Here is a 16,869-nt window from a genome sequence, read left to right on the forward strand (position 1 = left end):
GGCGACCCCGGCCGGCGCCCAGCATCGCGCACCGGCCGAACTGTTGTCTTGTCCCCGATCGTAGTGACCGTTCCACAACGCCGGTCGAGCAGGCCCGGATCGGACAACTCCGTACACGGAACGAAGGATTCGGACACAACCCTGCGCAACTCTGGGTGGCTCGACGGGAGTTCGCGATTGATTTTCGATAGAAATCGATCGACAATCGATGCATGCCTCGTCTCTGCATCCTCGTGCTCCGGGCCGGCGTCGTCGCGGCGGTCCTCGTCGGCCTCTTCGGTCAGATCGTGGTCATCCCGGCGACGGCGGCCGGTGAAGTGGACCGCTTCCCCCCGTACGCCCCGTTCGCCACGCCCTACGCGACGGTGGCGATCGTCTGCGTGGCGTGCGTCCAGGTCGGCCTCGTGGCCCTGTGGCAACTGCTCGCCATGGTCGAGCACGGGGCGATCTTCACGCCGCGCGCCTTCCGCTGGGTGGACACCATCATCGGCGCCGCGGCCGTGGCGACGCTGCTGGCGACCGGGGTCGCCGGGCATCTCGCCGTGGCCGGCATCCCCTCCCCCGACGACGGCATGGAGGTCGTCAGCGCGCTGTTCTCGGCAGTCACCGGCGCGGGTGCGGGAGCGGCGTTCGTGATGCTCGTCGTCGTCCTGCGCGGTCTGCTGCGCAAGGCGACGGACCTGCAGAGCGAGATCGCCGGGGTGATCTGATGGCGATCATCGTCGACCTGGACGTGCAGCTCGCCCGCCGCCACCTGTCGGTCGGCGAGTTCGCCGCCGCGGTCGGCATCACGCCCGCCAACATCGCCGTCCTGAAGAACGGCCGCGCGAAGGCCGTACGGTTCACGACGCTCGACGCGATCTGCCGCACCCTCGGCTGCCAGCCGGGCGACGTACTGCGCTGGGTGCCGGACGAGGGTGAGGAAGGTGGTGAGGGCGACGAAGGCGTCGGGAGCGACGACGGTGAGGCGGGCGCGGGCCGGGGTGGTCAGTCTCCGGCGTCGTAGGCCGGCGTGACGACGTGCGCCGGCTCCCCGGGGAACGGCCGGTCGCCGGTGAGGTAGGGCTGCATGTCGGTGCGGCCCAGCAGGAAGCGTTCGAAGAAGGCCGTCACCCGGTGCGTGGTGATCAGCCGCTGCGTACGCTCCGTCAGCGGCGTCTGGTCCTGCTGCGGGTGGTCCTGGCCCGGGTACTGGGACCGGCAGGTGCCCGGCCGGCTCCCCGGCAGGGCGTCGTCGCGGGCCGCCACCTGGCCGCTGCTCGGGGACCACTGCCGGTTGTAGAAGTCGTGGTCGCCGCCGGTGAGTGTGTACTTGTAGATCGGCGCCCGGTTGGCGGCGGCGTTCTGCTCGAAGAACGATCCCGTGTTGACCTGGTCGCAGGTGCCCCACATGACGGCGAACGGCGTACGGGTGACCGGCTCGCCGTCCCAGGTGGCGGTGGGGGCGAGCGCGAAGGCCGCCTTGACGTCGACGCCGGCCGGCCAGAGGGCGCGGGAGGAGTCGGCGATCTCCTGCATGACTCCGCCGCCGCCCATCGAGTGGCCGAGGAGACCGACGTTGCCCAGGTCGACCCGGCCGCGGAAGCCGGCCGCCACCGGGGCTCCGGTACGGGCGTCGGTGAGCGCGCCGCGCAACGGGCCGTCGCCCGTGCGGGCCAGCCGCTGCCACATCCTCAGATGCCGGTCGATCAGCGCGGCGCGGGCCCGGTAGACCGTGTCGGCCTGTCCGGCGGCGGTCGCGTTGATGCCGTTGGCTCCGACCGACACGACCACGAAGCCGCGTCCGGCCAGGGCCCGCGCCAGATAGTCGTACCCGCTGCTGCTGCGGATCGGCGCGATGCCCGGCGCGCACGGCCACGCCCACAGCCGTGCCGCCGCCTGTTCGACGATGGCCTGCTGGCGGGCGGCCTCGGCCTCGTCGCCCGCCTTCTCCGCCCGGTCGCGGGCCGCCTGCGCGGCGGCGCTCTCCGCCTCCGCGCCCGCGTCGGCGCAGGTCTCCCACGAGCCGTGCTGGAGGAGCACCAAGGGGTGTTGGCCGGTGCCCAGGCGCGCCGGATAGTAGACGTCGGCGGCGAGTTCGCTTCGCCCGACGTAGCCGAGCGAGGCAGGAGGCTGGAAGGCCTGGTCGCCCAGGTCGTAGCGGGCCTCGAGGACGGCGGGCGCGCCGACGGGGTCGGCGGCGGTGGTTCCGGCAGCGGCGGTCGCGGGGACAGCGGTCGCGGGAGCGGTGAGGGTGGCGGAGAGGGCGAAGGCGGGGAGGGCGGACAGGGCGAGGGCGCGGAAGGGCGCCGTCAGCCAGGCGGGGGTCTTCATCGGTTTCCTGGTTCCTTTTTCCGGGGTCGGCTGGGGGTGGGGGGCGGCGGCGGGGGTGGTTTGTGAGGCCGCGGTCGAGTGGGTGTGGGGTGGTTCGGGCTGGTGGGGTGTGGTCCGGATGAGTTGGTCCGGTGAGTCGGTTGGCCCGGGGGCGGTTGATGGGGCCAGTTGTGGGGCCGGGTCAGCGGGGGCTCTGGGCCGCCGCGCCCGGGGACCTGGGCACGGCGGATGCCGCGTCGGGTGCCGGCGCCGGGGCTGTGGCGGTGGCCGGGGCCGGGGACGGAGCCGGCGGACCGGTGACGGACGGGGTCGTGGCGGGCGCGGCGGGAGCGTCCTGGTGGCGCTGGCCCAGCCACAGGACGACGCCCGCCACGACCGCCACGAGCGCGACCAGGGCCGGCGCCCCACGGCGCACCCGCGACCACGCGACGGCGCCCCGGGCGGCAGGCGGCGCCGCGGGCCGCAGCTGTCCCGGCCCGACGAGCCGGGCGCGGGCGTCCAGGGCGGCCCGCAGACGCTCCTCGACAGGGTCGTACGCGTGCCGGGTGGCGGTCATCGGGGGCCCTCCAGATTTCTGCTGAGCGCGTCCAGCGCGCGGCTGGCGGTGGACTTGACCGCTCCCCGGGACAGGCCCAGGGTCTCGGCGATCTGCGCCTCGGTGAGATGGGACCAGTAGCGCAGCACCAGGACCTCGCGCTGACGCCGGGTGAGCCGGCCCAGCGCGCTCAGCACCTCCCGGTGTTCCTCGCGGAGCAGGACGTGCTCCTCGGGTGGCGGGGCGGGGCGCTCCCGTTCGAGTACGGCCCGGCGGACGGTCCTGCGCCGCCGGAGCACCGAGCGGGCGGCGTTGACCACGCTCGTGCGCAGGTACGCCTCCGGGTCGTCCAGTCGCTCCAGACGGTGCCCGTGACGGCGCAGCAGCGCCGTGAACGCGTCCTGCACCACGTCCTCGGCCGTGGGCAGGTCGTCGACCAGCAGGACGGCCAGGCGCACCAGCGCGAGCCTGCGGTGGTGGTACAGCCGGTGGAGGTCGACGCCTTGGCCGGATTCCCGCCGCCGGGGGCGGTCGGTGGGCCCGGGCGGGGTGTGGCCGGTGCCAGGCGGCGGGGTGCGGTCGGCGCCGGGGGGCAGGACAGTGAGGGCGCCGGTGCCCATGGCGGTGGATACGACGGCGGGCGTGCCGGCGGGAACGGCGGCGGGAACGGTGGTGGGCGCGGGCCGCTCGGGTGCGTGCCGGAACAACCGCCCCCAAGCGCGCGGGAGTGCGCCCGCGTACGGGAACAGCGCCCTCGCGGCTCCCACGACTCCCCCGCGTCCTGCGCTTCCGGTTCCCGCGCCTCCCGTGGCACCGGCCGTTCTCGCGGGTGCGGGCGCGTACACGGGCCCGCGCGGTGCGGCATGAGATGCGGACATGACGATCCTTCACTCGGGGAACAGGGCGGGCGGGCCGGGAAGGTCCGGGCCTCCATGGGCTTCAGACGTGCGGCGGGTGCCGAGGTTGCGGGTGGAACGACGTGAAGCGCCGACTTCGCCGGTGATGTGGATCACAAAGGGGCGGGCCCGCGGGGCACGGAGCGCGAAACCGGCGTGCGGCGGCGGGGACCGATCCGCTACCGTGCGGACCATGTCGAGCCCCGAGTCAGCCGAGGTGGGGGCTTTCGGTCACGCCGTCAGCCCCCTGCACCCCTGAACCACCGGAACGCCGGAGCACCGGCCCCCGGGCCGGCCTCCGGGCCGGACCACCGGGCCCGACCACCGGGCCGGCAGTAGCACTGCCCTGCCGGTTCGCCGGTTCGCCGGTGAAGTGTGCCCTGCGGGGGCCGACCGCGGTGACGAGACGACGTCCTCTCGTTCCTCTCCTCACCTCACCTCGGGGTCACTCGATGCCTCTCGCTCTCTACCTGCTCGCCCTGGCGGTCTTCGCCATGGGCACCTCCGAATTCATGCTCGCCGGGCTCCTGCCGGACATCGCCTCCGACCTCCACGTCACGGTGGGCACGGCAGGCGCGCTCACCTCGGCCTTCGCGATCGGCATGGCCGTCGGCGCCCCGCTCATGGCCGCCCTCGCCCGGAACCGCTCGGGGCGGACCGTCCTGCTCGTGTTCGTCCTGTTGTTCTCGGCGGCTCACGTCGTGGGCGCCACCACGACGAGTTTTCCCGTCCTGTGCGCCACCCGGCTCGTCGCGGCGCTGGCGAACGCCGGCTTCCTCGCCGTGGCCGTGACGACGGCGGGCACGCTGGCCGGGCCCGACCGGAAGGGACGGGCGCTGGCCGTGCTGCTGTCCGGCACGACGGTGGCCACGGTCGCCGGGGTCCCTGGGGGCTCGGTGCTGGGCACGCTGTTCGGCTGGCGCGCCACCTTCTGGGCGGTCGCCGCCCTGTGCCTGCCCGCGGCCGCCGGCCTCCTCAAGACCCTGCCGGCGGGGTCCGCGCGGGCGGACACGGCGGGAGGCGGGCCGCGACTGCGCGCGGAACTGGCGCAGTTGCGCAGGCCACGCCTGGTGCTGGTGCTGCTGATCGGTGCGCTGGTGAACGCCGCGACCTTCGCGAGTTTCACGTTCCTGGCCCCCGTGGTGACCGGGGTGGCCGGGCTGGGGGAACTGTGGGTGCCGCTCGTACTGGTGCTCTTCGGCGCGGGTTCCTTCGTGGGAGTCACCGTCGCCGGACGACTGGCCGACCGGCGGCCCGGCCGGGTCGTCGCGATCGGCGGTCCGGCACTGGCCGTCGGCTGGCCCGTCCTCGCCGTGTCGGCGGCCGAGCCGGCCGCTCTGCTCGCCCTCGTGCTCCTGCTGGGCGCGCTGTCGTTCGCGCTGGGCGGGACGCTGATCACGCGGGCCCTCTACGAGGGGTCGCGGGCGCCCACGATGTCCGGCGCCTACGCGACGGCGGCCCTCAACGTCGGCGCCACCGCCGGACCGCTCATCGCCGCGACCGCCCTCGGCACCCCGGCCGGGGACCTCGGACCGCTCTGGGCGAGCGGACTGCTGGTCGTGGTGGCCCTCCTGGTCGCCTACCCCTTCCGCGCAGTGGTCGCCACGGCGACCGAGGCGCCCGGGGAGGGCCGGTGACCTGAGCCAGGATCCGGGCCGCTGCGACTACCCGGGGTGCCCGGAGCGGCCCGGGTGTACGGCGCGGCCCGGGTGTCCGACGGGCCACGCGCCCTTCTCTGCGCCCCTGCCTGGCTCGGGTTACGCGCCCCTTTCCGCGCCCCGGCCGGGGTCGGGTTCCGCCTCCGTCTCGGTCCGGCTGACCAGTCGCTCGTAGCGCTGCCTGGCCGCCTGGGGGGTGGCCAGGCCGAGGCCGAAGGCGATCTCCGGCCAGGTCATACCGCGTCCCCGCGCCATCCCGAGCAGCCCTGCCTCGAGTTCGTCCATCTCGGCGCGGGCGAGCGGAACGAGACTCAGCGCGGCGGTGATGTCCGCGCGGTCGACCTCCGGCTCACCGTCCTGCGGCAGAGCCGCACCGCTGAGCAGGAACGACACGATCCTGATCGCCTCGTGCGGGCCGGGCATGGCGGGGTGGACCTGACGGCGGCGCTGCTCGTCCGTGGCGGCGTGACGTTCCGCGATGCGGAACAGGGAGGCGTACACGCGCTGCGCCCGCGCCTCCTCGGCGCTCGGGGGCGTGAAGGCGTCGGCAGGCTGCTGGGGCGTCGTCGGCATGCGATCATCGTGCGACGCAAACAAGTTGTTGTCAACGCTATGAAGTTAACGAGCCGTTGCTCCGACGCGTGATGCCCCTCACCGACGGAACCGGAGCGCCGGGCGCCTCCCCCTGGACCGGCACGAGCGGGCGGACCGCCGTACGGGACCGCTGTCGCCCGGCGTTCATCCCGTGGACTCATTGATCGCATATGAGTAACGGGTCTGGCCCAGAAAGGATCCTTCATGGAACGCAGATCCCTCATCGCCGCGACGGCCGGTGCCGTCGCGCTCGGCGCGCTCGCCGAGGTCCCCGCCGAAGCGGCCCCGCGGCGCGGCGGCGCCCCGCTGACCTCTTTCAACGTCATCAGCGACATCCAGGGCGACCTCGGCGACCTCGCCGTCGCTCTGAGGGACATGCGCGTCACCAACCCGCACAGCGCGGGACTGGCCGTGGCCGGTGACATCACCCCGCGCGGCTACGACGCGGAGTACGCCGAGGTGCGCAAGATGTTCGCGGGCAACCCGCATCCGCGCGAGATCGCCTGGGCCATCGGCAACCACGAGTTCTACGTGCCGAAGTGGGCCGACCCCGGCACGCTGGCCCAGGCCACCTGGCCCAACGGCACCACCGAGGACTCGCTGTTCCGCAGTTTCCACCGCTTCGCCGGGCGCGGCAGGGTCTACGCGGAGACGGCGTTCGGCGGCATACCGGTGCTCACGATCGGCACCGAGCGCTACATGCACTACCACGACCCGAAGCTGTGGGACGAAGTGTGGCTGAGCGAGGCGCAGTTCCGGTGGCTGGAGGAGCGACTGGCGTACTGGGCACGCCGGCGCAGGCCCGTCATGGTGATCACGCACCACCCGCTGCCGGACACCGTCTCCGGAACCCGCAACAAGCTCTACATGAACGACTACCTCCAGGCCGACCGGCTGCTCGGCCTCCTCGGCCGCCACCGTGACGTGTTCCTCTTCAGCGGACACACGCACTGGGACCTCGGTCTGTCCGACTGGTACGTGCGCCGTGTGGTGCCGGGGACGGCCAACCTCGACGGCTTCGCGGTCATCAACACCGGTGCCGTGCAGACCGGTTTCACCGACAACGGCCAGGGTGGCGAGAACGCCGTGGACGGCGCGTTCAACCAGGGCGCCTCCAGGTCGAGGTGTACCGTGACCGAGTGGTGGTCAAGGCGCGTGACTTCGCCTCCGGTACCTGGCTGAAGCAGGTCACCGTGCCGCTGGCGACCCGCATCTGACCGCGCGCCACCCGCACATCACCGCACGGGCCGCCTCGGTCCGTGCGGGCGCACGTCACCGCACGGCCCGCACCCGGCCGTGCCGGTCCTCGCACGACCGAGCCGGCCCGCGTACGCGGGCCGGCTCAGCCCTCGACCCGCTCTCCCGCACTCAACTCCCGGACAGAGTCCCTTCGGTCCCTCCACCGGCTCCGGGCCGGCGACGCGCGGAAGGCGTAACCGACACCGGTGACGCGCCCGTCGCGCGCGCCGAGTACGCCGAGTACGCCGAGTACGCCGAGTACGCCGAGTACGCCGAGTACGCCGAGTACGCCGAGTACGCCGACGCGGAACGACGCACGGGCCGCAGGAGTGTCAGACGCACTTGCCCTGCAGCCACGTCGTGAGGTCCTTCGTCCACGAGGTGGCGACGGGCACCGAGGTCGTGGTCGAGCCCAGCCGGGTCCAGGCCGCCTGCCAGGAGGCGTAGTTGCCGGAGGCCGCGGGCGGCGGCTCCTCCCAGCCGATCCCGTCGATCCAGCTGGGGTGGCCCGTGAGCGCGGCCGACAGACCGGCCGCCTTGATGCGCTTGTCCAGTTCGGGCTGGAGCGCGGTGTCGTGCGTGTAGATCATGATCTTCTGCGAGGCAATACGCTCCGATATGGGCGCTATCACCTCCGCCCACGCCCGCTCACGGATGGCCGAGTCGCTGTTGAGCAGCGACTGCTTGGCCTCACCCTTGAGTTCCACCAGGGGCGTCAGGTTCTTGGACTTGGCGCTGTCGAGCCATTCACGGAAGGTGTAGACGGTCTCGCCGGTGTAGGGGCCGCGGGTGATCGTCCGGCCCTTGAGCTGGTCGGTCCCGGTCGCCCACCACAGTTCGGTGATGGGCTTGCGGGTGCCGGTGAGCCCGTTGGTCGTGGTGTTGTGCCACATGACCCCCTTGGTGCCGTCCCGGGTGAGCTGGAGGTCGGCCTCCACCCCGCCCGCTCCCCAGCTCTTCTGCTGCGCGAGCCCCTTGGGGTTGTTCGGCTGCCGCACCTGGTCACGGTCCCAGGGGTCGGCGCCCGTGGGGTAACCGCCGTGCCCGAAGACCGTCGGGCAGAGCGGCAGCGCGGTCGTGGCGGCCCCCGCGGGCGAGGCCTGCGCGGTGCAGAGCAGCAGCACCGCCGAGGCGGCGGCCACCCCCCACGTCCTTGGTCCCGGCATGGTCCACGGTCCCGGCATGTTCCACCTCGTGTCTTCCCGGCGCGCGTGAGCACGCCTTGGCGGTCCCCCGGCCGCGGTCGCGGACGGAGCCGCGCCTCCCGGGGCGAACCGCGCGGCAGTTCGAGCCGAGAGGCACCGCCGCAGCTTACGAGGAATCGGCCAAGTCGCTCTACTGTTCGACCCTTTGAGGTGGTATGCCGCGTATCACCAGGTCAGCGGGGGTCGGTACCTGTACGCCCGCCTCACGGCCGCGTCGGCCGCGTCGGCCGCGGTCCGGTCACCGCCGGCGTCCGTCATCGCAAGCCGACCACTTCCAGGCTGTTCGGCCCGCTGTCCGTGCCCTTCAGCGTGATGTCGAACAACATCCGTCCCCCGCCGGGGCGCAGGGTCACCTCATGGCCCGGTCGGACCGCCTGCTGCGGACCCTGCTCGCGCGCGCCCTGCCCACGGCCCGCTATGCAGGTGACGTAGACCAGGGAACGGCCCGAGTTGCGCACCGTCACCCTCGACGTCCGCACGCACCGCTCGCCGTCCCGGCTCCCGGCGGGGCAGACGTAGCGCACGTCGCCGAAGCCGTAGGTGCCGCAGGACAGTTCCATGCCGGGCGGGAGGGAGGAACGGCACACGCGGCCGACGGCCACCCGGTCGGCCCGGGCCGGCGGCTCACTGTGCCGGCCGTAGAGCCAGCATCCCGCGACGGCCAGTGCGGCCACGGCGGGCCAGGTGCACGCGGCGGGCCACACGGATCCCCGGCGCGCGGACCTCATCGGCGCCAGCCTCCACTTTCCGTGTCCTTCGGGGGGTGTGCGCGGCCGTACGTGCCGGGCGGAGGGCGCGGACACGCACCGTCCCCGTACGAGAAACCTGGGTCAGTCTACGCACACCCGAGGAGCCTGCCCGTATCGATCGAACGCATACCTGCCAACCCCGCACGGAAACACTTTCCAGTCTGCCCCGAAATACCTCGCAGACAGCCCCCAAACACCTTCTGCGTCACCCGGGAACACCTGTCGGTCTGCCCCTCCGGGATCCGCCGGTCTGCCTTCCCGGACCCGGCCGAGTTGCCCCGCGACGCGCCTGCCCCGGCCCCTCCGGGCGGGCTCCCCCAGGTCTTTCCCCGGGCTCCTGCCATGGTTTCTTCACACCTGGTTCAACCTGCCGCCAGACCCTTCACTGCACCCCCACGACCTGCCATTTTCCTCGGACATGTCATATCTGACGGGTGGTAGGGTGCGCGCCGATCGTCCTACCTGACGTCCGTACTCGAAATCTGGATATGCATGAGTGATACGGCAGCGGAAACACATATGACCACGTACGCCCCGGGTGGCCGTCGTCGGCACCGGAAGACGAAGCAGGGCGGCACGGGTGTCCGGCGGGCCGTGGTGCTCGCGATGGCGGTGCCCGTCGCCTCGGCCGCCCTCGCCGGCACCTCGGCCTTCGCGGCGGGCAACGACCCCGCGGCCGCCGCCGGGCACAGCGCGCCGGACCACGCCGAAGGCACCCCCGCCACCGGCACGGACACCAACACCCGCACCGGCACCGGTGACCAGCAGATGGCCGCGAACCTCGACGCCCGCGTGCTCGACCAGCGTCTGGGCTCCGACGTCAGCGGCGTGGTCCTCGACGCCGACTCCGACTCGACCCTGTGGGACCACCACGCCTCCACCGCGCTGATGCCCGCCTCCAACGCCAAGCTCGCCACGGCGACCGCGGCGCTGACCGTGCTGGGCCCGCAGCACCGGTTCACCACGAAGGTCGTCTACGGCGACGGCACCCTGAAGCTGGTCGGAGGCGGTGACCGCACCCTCAGCGGCGACGACCTCGCCGAGCTGGCGCGGACGGCGGTGGCCGGGCTGAAGAAGGCGGGCCTGTCCTCGGTGAAGGTCGCCGTGGACGACAGCCTGTTCCCCGAACCGACCCTGGCCGCCGGCTGGAACGACGGGTACTACCCGGACACCGTCGCCCCGGTCCGCGCCCTCGTCGTCGACGGCCACGGTGTCCAGGACACGTCCGTCGACGCCGGGCAGGCCTTCGCGAAACTGGTCGCCGCGCAGGGCGTCACCGTGGACGGTGACGTCACCCGCGCCACGGCCCGCCGCACCGACGTTCCGGTCGCCCGCCACACCTCGGGCCCGCTGGCGGACGTGGTCGAGAAGATGCTCAAGACCAGCGACAACAACATCGCCGAGACCCTGCTGCGGATGACCGCGCTCGGAGTGGGACGGCCCGCCACCTTCGAGGGCGGCACCGAGGTCGTACGCCATGTGCTGAGCAGGCACTACGGCGTGTCCCTGGAGAACTTCGAGATCCACGACGGCAGCGGCCTGTCACGGGCCGACCGCATCCCCGCCGCCACGCTCGCGCAGCTCCTCGAACTGCTCACCGAGGACCGCTACGCGCACACGCTGGGCTCGATCCTGGAGGGCCTGCCCGTCGCCGGTGAGGCCGGCAGCACCCTCGGCCCCGAATGGGGCCGCTTCGACGACCCGCACTCGCAGTGCGCCGTCGGCAAGGTGCAGGCGAAGACGGGCACCCTGACCGGCGCGATCGCCCTGAGCGGGCTGACCCGGACCGAGAGCGGCGAGTGGAGGGTCTTCTCCTTCGTCGAGAACGGCGCGACGGCCGCCCCGAGCGACATCAAGGACGCGATGGACGGCCTGGCCGCGACCGTGAACGGCTGCTGGGCCTGATCCCGCGGACGCGCGGCGTACGCCCGCCGGCCGGCCCGGAGAACCCTCCGGCCGGTGCGGCGTACGCCCGCCGCCGAAGGCACACGCCCCCCGCCGAGGACCCCCGACCACGGCCGGCGGCACCGGCCCGCCGGCCCGGGCACGTCCGCGAACGCCGCCCGCACGCGTTCGGTGCAGGGCCACCCGCACGCCTCCATGAGCGCCGCCCGCGCGCCTCCGGGTCGCCCGCACGCGTCGACGCAGGGCCGCCCGCGCCTCCACCAGGAACGCCCGCATACCCATGGAGGCCGCCCGCCCGCGTCCGGGCGCCCGCCCCGGCGGCCGCGCCCGCCGGGTGTTCGCCCCTGCCCGGCGGCCGCATCCGTGAGCGCACCGCCGGCACACGTCCGCCGGCGGCGCTACTCGCCGTCCTCGGCCTTCCTGACGTTGCCGTTCTTGTCGATCACGTGGGTGTTCCAGTACTCCTCCCACTTGTCGCCGACCGTCTTGGGCTCCTTGCCCGCGGGGTAACGGACGTAGCCCGCCGGCGGCTCCTTGCCCTTCGGGGTACACGCGCTGCCTGTGCTGCCCACCGCCTGGACCGGGTATTCGCCGCCGCCGCACACCGCCTCCTCCATCGAGCACGCCGTGAGCGTGGCGAAGGCCATGGCGCCGACCGCGGCGAGCGCCGCTCCCCGTCGGACGTTCCGCATATCTGATGTCTCCTTCAGGACCGAAGAGAACCGGAGGTCTCCGGTACAGCCTCGTCGAGGTCCCCGCCCGGCACATGGGCGCGGGTACTCAGCGGAGCTTGAGTACCCGCGGAGACAACCCGGACGACCCCCACGGCGTCCGCCGTCCGGCATCCGGCATCGGGCATCCGAGGTCCGGCATCCCGCGTCCGGGGTGACATGCGGGAGTCGTCACGCGGACGGTGTCACGCGGACGGGGTGGCGCGGATCGCGTAGAAGGTGAGGTCGCGGACCTCCTCCCAGCGTTCCACCACGTCCGCCCAGCGCTGCTGGACGTCCGAGATGTGCTGGGTGCCGAAGAACGCGGCGGTCAGCGTGCGGGCCGCCGCCTCGGGGTCGACGCCCTCGCGGAGTTCACCGGCGTCGCGGGCGGCCACCAGCAGGCCGGTGATCATCACGGTCCAGCCGACGTAGGGCACGGGGAGTTCGGCGTCGATGAGGGGGCGCTCGATCTGGAGCCGCGCGCCGCCCTGGACGAGCGGGTCGTCGCGGAAGAGGACCGCGGCCCGGTTGAAGATCTCCTCGGCGGCCCGCAGCGGGGAGGACGTCTGTTCCTGGACCTCGGCGAGCAGGGCCGGCCAGCGTTCGTACAGTTCCTCGACCACCGCGAGGGCGAGCGCTTCCTTGGTCGGGTAATGGAAGTACACGGCCCCCTTCGTCATGCCCATCCGGTCGGCGACGTCCTTGACCGAGGTCTGTTTGAAGCCCTTCTCGGAGAAGAGTTCCGCCGCGGCGGTGAGCACCAGGGCCTTGGTCCGGATCGCCCGCTCCTGCCGCGGGTCCGGGCCCTGCGCGGCGGTGAACTTCGGCACCGGGAAGGAGGGGGGAGGGGATGTGGTCACGTGGTCCATCTTTCATCTGTGACGGGGGTGCTGTCACCCGTGCCGTGGGGGGTTCAGGGTGCCTCTTCTGAAGGCCATTGCAATATACCTTCCGGAAGGTATATTTTCGACCTGCTGCTCAGCATGATCGTCCGGGCACCCGGCGTGACCGCCCGCCCGGCACGACCTCACGGCCTTCTCAGGGGGATGGAGTTCGTACGTGAACGTCGCCACAACACCACTTTTTCCGGACACGGCAACCGAGGCCGGCTCCGGCACCGACCGGGGTGAACCGGGCCTGGAAGGGCTCCTCGACCACAGCCGCCCCGTCCCGCGCACGCTGGTGCACAAGACCTCGTCCGCCGAGGTCCTGCTGACCGACGCGGTCCGCCTGGACGACGACCGGTTCGCGGTCGGCGCCCGCTGGCCGGCCGACCACCGGCTCTACCGGCGCTCCCAGGACGGCGAGAGCGACCCGTTCTTCCTGATCGAGACGGTGCGCCAGACCCTCATCTACGTCTCGCACCGCTTCTACGACGTCCCGATGGACCACCCGTTCGTCCTGCGCGACCTCTGTGTCGAGCCCTCCTTCGCGGGGCTCCCGGACACCGGGCCGGCCCCGCTGCCGGTGACGCTCGACGTCAGTTTCCTGCGGGCCCCCGGCCACGCCCGCCGCTTCGGCGTCGAGCTGGAGGCCGTCCTGTACGCCGGCGGACGGGCCCACGGCCGCGCACGGCTGAGCTGGGAGGTCCTGGCCCCGCGCAGCTACCAGGTGCTGCGCCGGCGCAACTGCCCCGCACCCGGGGACCCTTCGGTGCCCTCCGGTGGCCTCGTACCGCTCCCGCCGATGGCCGTCGGGCACGCACACGACCGTGACGTGCTGCTCGCGTCCGACCCGGACGGCCAGCCCGGACGGTGGTGGCTGCGGATGGACCGCTCGCACCCGGTGCTCTTCGACCACGAGGGCGACCACATCCCGGGCGTCGTGCTCCTGGAGTCCTTCCGGCAGGCCGCGCGGGTCGTCGCCGCGCAGACCGCGGGCCACGACCCGGCACCCCGGCTGTGGCGGCTCGCGTCGATCGCCGCCTCCTACGAGGCGTTCGGCGAGTACGACCGGCCGGTCACCGTCACCGCCCGGCCGTGGGGCGGCGCGGGCGCGGGCCGGCTGGCCGTGCACACCAGCGCGGTGCAGGGCGGTCAGACGCTCGCCTCCGGTGTGCTGCGGGCGGTGGCCGTGCGCCCGCTGCGGGGTGCGGCGTGCTGAGCACGGTGGAGTGGGAGGAGATACGGGAACGGGTCGCGCCGGCCGCCAAGACGGCCGAACGCGACCTGGAGTGGACACGGACGCGGCGAAGACTTACGGCGGACATCGCCGACTCGCTCGTCGAGGCAGGTTTCGCCCGTCACTTCGTGCCCCGGCGCTGGGAGGGAGCCGCCGGGACCTTCACCGCACTGCTCACATCGGTGCGGGTGGTGGCGGAGAGCTGTGCTTCGACGGCCTGGTGCGCGGCGCTGTACGCCTCGAACGCCCGCCTGGCCGCCTACCTGCCCGAGGAGGGACAGCGGGAGCTGTGGGCGGACGGGCCCGACGTGCGGATCGCCGCGGCGGTGGTACCGGCGCGCGGCGAGGCCGTACGGGACGGGCTGGGCTGGCGGCTGACCGGGGCGTGGCCGTCGGTCAGCGGGGTCGACCACGCCGCCTGGGTGCTGATGGGCGGCTGGGCCGAGGGCCCGGACGGGGACCGGGAACACCGTGTCTTCGCGGTGCCGCGGGGGCGGGTCCGGGTCGTCGACACCTGGCGGACCATGGGGATGCGCGGCACCGGCAGCAACACGGTCGAGGCGGAGGGGGTGTTCGTGCCGGCCGGGCACACCGCGCCCCTGGCCGCGCTGCTCGCCCCGCTGCCCGGCGGCGCGCGGTGCCACACGGTTCCGTACCCGATGATCGCGGGCCTCGTCTTCGCCGCACCGCTGCTCGGTGCCGCCCGCGGTGCCCAGCAGGCGTGGCTGGAGCGGACGGCGGGCGCGCGGGACGGCGCAGGGGTGCCCGTACGGGAGAAGGAGGGGGTGCGGGCGGTCCTGGCCCGCTCGTCGGGGGAGATCGCGGCGGCCCAACTGCTCCTGGAACGGGTGGCGGAGCGGGCCGACCGGACCGGAGAGAGCGGTGTCACGGTCGGGGAGTGCCGGCGGGACACCGCCCTGGCGGCGGAACTGTGCGCGAGCGCGGTCGACCGGCTGATGCGGGCGTCGGGCCTGGGGGCGGCGGCGGAGGACGATCCGTTGCAGCGCCGCTGGCACGACGTGGTCGTCGGCGCCGGTCACGCCACGCTCGCCTTCGAACAGGCGGCGTCGGCTTACGGGCAGGCCGTGTTCGCCTCGCCCTGGGCCCACGGGGAGGCCGGGTGAACGCCGTGCACACGGCGCACCCGGTGCTCACGGTGGACCGCGTGGGCGGCGTGGGCGGCGTGCTGGACGCGGGACGCTTCGTGGTGGCGGACGCGACGGCCGACGGTGCCGCCGCCGACGTGACCAACGTGTCGGCCGACGGGGACGGTGCCGGCCGCGGAACCGGCCCGCGCGATGTCCGCCCGTGGCCGCCCCGCAGCGGCCGTATCGCCTTCTTCGACGTGGACGAGACGCTCATCGCGGCCAAGAGCCTGCTGGACTTCTGGGAGTTCTGGCGGCGGGAGGAGGGCGAGGCCGCAGCCGCACCGGCGCCCGCTGCCCCTGCGGCACTTGTCCCCGCTCGGGAAGCTCCGGCGCCTGCCACGGTCCCGGGTCCTGTCCCGACGCCTGCCACCGCGCCGGTCACTGGTCTGGCGCCTGGCACTGCTCCCGGCCCTGCTTCGGGTCCTGTCACTGCTCCGGGTGCTGCTTGGGGTCCTGCCGCTGCTCCAGGTCCTGTTCCCGTCGCGGCCGGGTGCGGCAGCGCCGGGCCGCGACGGGAGGAGGCGAACCGCGCCTACTACCGCCGGTACGCAGGTGTGCCGGTCGCCGCGCTCGAAGCGGCCGGGCGGCGGTGGTACGCGGCGTACCGGCGGCGGCCGGATGCCCTGGTGCGCACGACCGCCGAGGCGCTGGCCCGGCACCGCGCGGCCGGTGACGGCGTGGTCCTGGTGTCCGGCTCCTGCCGCTCCCTGCTGCTGCCGCTGGCCCAGGACGTGGGCGCGGACCTGGTGTGCTGCACCGAACAGCTCAGCGAGGGCGGGGTGTTCACGGGTGAGGCCGGCCGTCCGATGATCGGAGACACCAAGGCGGACGCCGTCAGCGCGCTGCTCGCGGAGTCGGGGATCGCGGCGGGCGACTGCATCGCCTACGGGGACCACTCCAGCGATCTGGCCATGTTACGGGCGGTGGGGCAGGCGGTCGTGGTGGGCGCGGACCCGGTACTGAACCGGCACGCGCGGCAGCTCAACTGGCCTGTTTGGGCAGGTGGTTGACGATCTCAGTGGGGGGCGGACCGACGGTCCGCCCCCTCGCCGTTCCCCGGGCCGAGGGGCGACTTCACGACACTCACTGGAGGAACGCCGGATCCACACATGACGTCCGCCCAAAACATTCCTCCTGGATGGTATGTTCAGTATCCGGTCAACGGATCCGGGTTTCGGAAGCGGGGGTCCACGAAGGGGTGGTGGCGGTATGCAGCGCGAACGATCCAGGCGGACACGTGAGTTCGTGCTCGACACCGCGGCGGAGGAGTTCTCCCGCAACGGTTACGCGGTCACCACGCTCAACGCGGTCGCGGCCCGGACCGGCATGACCAAGGGTGCCGTCTACGGGCACTTCGCGTCCAAGACCGAGCTGGCGAACGCGCTCGTGGAGTGCGGCGCGGACGCCTGGGACGTGGTCCTGCGCACCAGCACCGGCCCCGACCGCGATCCGCTGGCCGCCCTGCGCTCGCTCACCCTGGGCCTGACCCGCGCCCTGCACGAGCAGGTACGCCTGAAGGCGGCGCTGCGGCTGGTCGCCGACGCACCGGAGGGCGCCGAGCCGGTCAAGCCGCACTTCGTGCAGGACATCCGCAGCCACCTGGCCGGCCTGGTCCGCGAGGCCCAGGACCAGGGCGCGGTGACCCCCCGGTACGCGGCGCAGGACATCGCCGAACTCCTGCTGGTCGTCGTCTTCGGCACCCAGTCACCGGCACTGGCCCCGCAGGAACGGGAACTGCTGCTCTGGATGAACACGGTCTGGCGCATCCTGGAGGAGGCGCTGCGCGCCTGATC

General features: G+C 73.3%; 16 protein-coding genes and 1 pseudogene. 9 read left to right on the top strand and 8 right to left on the bottom strand.

Annotated elements, in window-relative coordinates:
- The first annotated feature begins 212 nt into the window (after nucleotides 1–212).
- Together ABZ719_RS01190 and ABZ719_RS01195 are read left to right on the top strand one after the other, a co-directional pair.
- Nucleotides 213–710 carry a DUF2975 domain-containing protein gene (locus ABZ719_RS01190; protein WP_366723163.1) on the top strand — a complete coding sequence of 166 codons (498 nt, stop codon included), beginning with the start codon at nucleotides 213–215 and terminating at the stop codon, nucleotides 708–710.
- Nucleotides 710–1,006 (top strand): helix-turn-helix transcriptional regulator, encoded by a 297-nt coding sequence (locus ABZ719_RS01195; RefSeq protein ID WP_366723164.1) that lies wholly within the window; start codon nucleotides 710–712, stop codon nucleotides 1,004–1,006. Before ABZ719_RS01190 ends, ABZ719_RS01195 begins: the two co-directional genes overlap by 1 nt.
- Here ABZ719_RS01195 and ABZ719_RS01200 read toward each other — a convergent pair.
- From ABZ719_RS01200 to ABZ719_RS01210, 3 genes are all read right to left on the bottom strand, one after another.
- Nucleotides 988–2,313, bottom strand: a complete 1,326-nt coding sequence (locus ABZ719_RS01200; protein WP_366723165.1) for an alpha/beta hydrolase — start codon at nucleotides 2,311–2,313, stop codon at nucleotides 988–990. The two genes, ABZ719_RS01195 and ABZ719_RS01200, sit on opposite strands and share 19 nt — an antisense overlap.
- 181 nt (nucleotides 2,314–2,494) lie before the next feature.
- Nucleotides 2,495–2,869: a hypothetical protein gene (locus ABZ719_RS01205; RefSeq protein WP_366723166.1), complete on the bottom strand. Its 375-nt coding sequence runs from the start codon at nucleotides 2,867–2,869 to the stop codon at nucleotides 2,495–2,497.
- Nucleotides 2,866–3,615 (bottom strand): sigma-70 family RNA polymerase sigma factor, encoded by a 750-nt coding sequence (locus ABZ719_RS01210; protein ID WP_366723167.1) that lies wholly within the window; start codon nucleotides 3,613–3,615, stop codon nucleotides 2,866–2,868. The genes ABZ719_RS01205 and ABZ719_RS01210 overlap by 4 nt, the downstream gene beginning before the upstream one ends.
- Nucleotides 3,616–4,196: 581 nt before the next feature.
- Between ABZ719_RS01210 and ABZ719_RS01215 the strand changes: the two genes are divergently transcribed.
- Nucleotides 4,197–5,381: a Cmx/CmrA family chloramphenicol efflux MFS transporter gene (locus tag ABZ719_RS01215; protein WP_366723168.1), complete on the top strand. Its 1,185-nt coding sequence runs from the start codon at nucleotides 4,197–4,199 to the stop codon at nucleotides 5,379–5,381.
- Between the two features lie 120 nt (nucleotides 5,382–5,501).
- Here ABZ719_RS01215 and ABZ719_RS01220 read toward each other — a convergent pair whose 3' ends face one another.
- Nucleotides 5,502–5,975 (bottom strand): DNA-binding protein, encoded by a 474-nt coding sequence (locus tag ABZ719_RS01220; RefSeq protein ID WP_366723169.1) that lies wholly within the window; start codon nucleotides 5,973–5,975, stop codon nucleotides 5,502–5,504.
- A 225-nt stretch (nucleotides 5,976–6,200) separates the two neighbouring features.
- On the opposite strand from ABZ719_RS01220, the pseudogene ABZ719_RS01225 reads away from it, so the two are divergent.
- Nucleotides 6,201–7,213 (top strand): annotated as a pseudogene (locus tag ABZ719_RS01225) (DUF4073 domain-containing protein).
- 354 nt (nucleotides 7,214–7,567) lie between these two features.
- On the opposite strand, the gene ABZ719_RS01230 reads toward ABZ719_RS01225, so the two are convergent.
- Both ABZ719_RS01230 and ABZ719_RS01235 read right to left on the bottom strand, forming a co-directional pair.
- Entirely contained in the window at nucleotides 7,568–8,377 is an 810-nt protein-coding gene (locus tag ABZ719_RS01230) for a hypothetical protein (protein WP_366723170.1), read from the bottom strand.
- Nucleotides 8,378–8,694: 317 nt separating this feature from the next.
- Nucleotides 8,695–9,168, bottom strand: coding sequence for a hypothetical protein (locus tag ABZ719_RS01235; protein ID WP_366723171.1), 474 nt, complete (start codon nucleotides 9,166–9,168; stop codon nucleotides 8,695–8,697).
- A 513-nt stretch (nucleotides 9,169–9,681) separates the two neighbouring features.
- Between ABZ719_RS01235 and dacB the strand changes: the two genes are divergently transcribed.
- Nucleotides 9,682–11,094, top strand: coding sequence for a D-alanyl-D-alanine carboxypeptidase/D-alanyl-D-alanine-endopeptidase (gene dacB, locus ABZ719_RS01240; RefSeq protein ID WP_366723172.1), 1,413 nt, complete (start codon nucleotides 9,682–9,684; stop codon nucleotides 11,092–11,094).
- Nucleotides 11,095–11,492: 398 nt separating this feature from the next.
- On the opposite strand, the gene ABZ719_RS01245 is transcribed toward dacB, so the two are convergent.
- Nucleotides 11,493–11,786 (bottom strand): hypothetical protein, encoded by a 294-nt coding sequence (locus ABZ719_RS01245; protein ID WP_366723173.1) that lies wholly within the window; start codon nucleotides 11,784–11,786, stop codon nucleotides 11,493–11,495.
- A 224-nt stretch (nucleotides 11,787–12,010) separates the two neighbouring features.
- Nucleotides 12,011–12,667, bottom strand: a complete 657-nt coding sequence (locus ABZ719_RS01250) for a ScbR family autoregulator-binding transcription factor (RefSeq protein WP_366723174.1) — start codon at nucleotides 12,665–12,667, stop codon at nucleotides 12,011–12,013.
- A gap of 199 nt (nucleotides 12,668–12,866) precedes the next feature.
- Between ABZ719_RS01250 and ABZ719_RS01255 the strand changes: the two genes are divergently transcribed.
- The 4 genes from ABZ719_RS01255 to ABZ719_RS01270 all read left to right on the top strand — a co-directional run bounded on the left by ABZ719_RS01255 (nucleotide 12,867) and on the right by ABZ719_RS01270 (nucleotide 16,867).
- Nucleotides 12,867–13,910: a ScbA/BarX family gamma-butyrolactone biosynthesis protein gene (locus ABZ719_RS01255; protein ID WP_366723175.1), complete on the top strand. Its 1,044-nt coding sequence runs from the start codon at nucleotides 12,867–12,869 to the stop codon at nucleotides 13,908–13,910.
- Nucleotides 13,904–15,052 (top strand): acyl-CoA dehydrogenase family protein, encoded by a 1,149-nt coding sequence (locus ABZ719_RS01260; RefSeq protein WP_366723176.1) that lies wholly within the window; start codon nucleotides 13,904–13,906, stop codon nucleotides 15,050–15,052. The genes ABZ719_RS01255 and ABZ719_RS01260 overlap by 7 nt, the downstream gene beginning before the upstream one ends.
- Nucleotides 15,049–16,086 (top strand): HAD-IB family hydrolase, encoded by a 1,038-nt coding sequence (locus ABZ719_RS01265; protein WP_366723177.1) that lies wholly within the window; start codon nucleotides 15,049–15,051, stop codon nucleotides 16,084–16,086. The genes ABZ719_RS01260 and ABZ719_RS01265 overlap by 4 nt, the downstream gene beginning before the upstream one ends.
- 199 nt (nucleotides 16,087–16,285) lie before the next feature.
- A complete protein-coding gene (locus ABZ719_RS01270) occupies nucleotides 16,286–16,867 on the top strand; it encodes a TetR family transcriptional regulator (RefSeq protein ID WP_366723178.1) in 582 nt (193 codons plus the stop codon).
- Nucleotides 16,868–16,869: the final 2 nt, after the last annotated feature.

It is taken from the genome of Streptomyces sp. NPDC006743 (assembly GCF_040703815.1).
Taxonomy (GTDB): Bacteria; Actinomycetota; Actinomycetes; order Streptomycetales; family Streptomycetaceae; genus Streptomyces.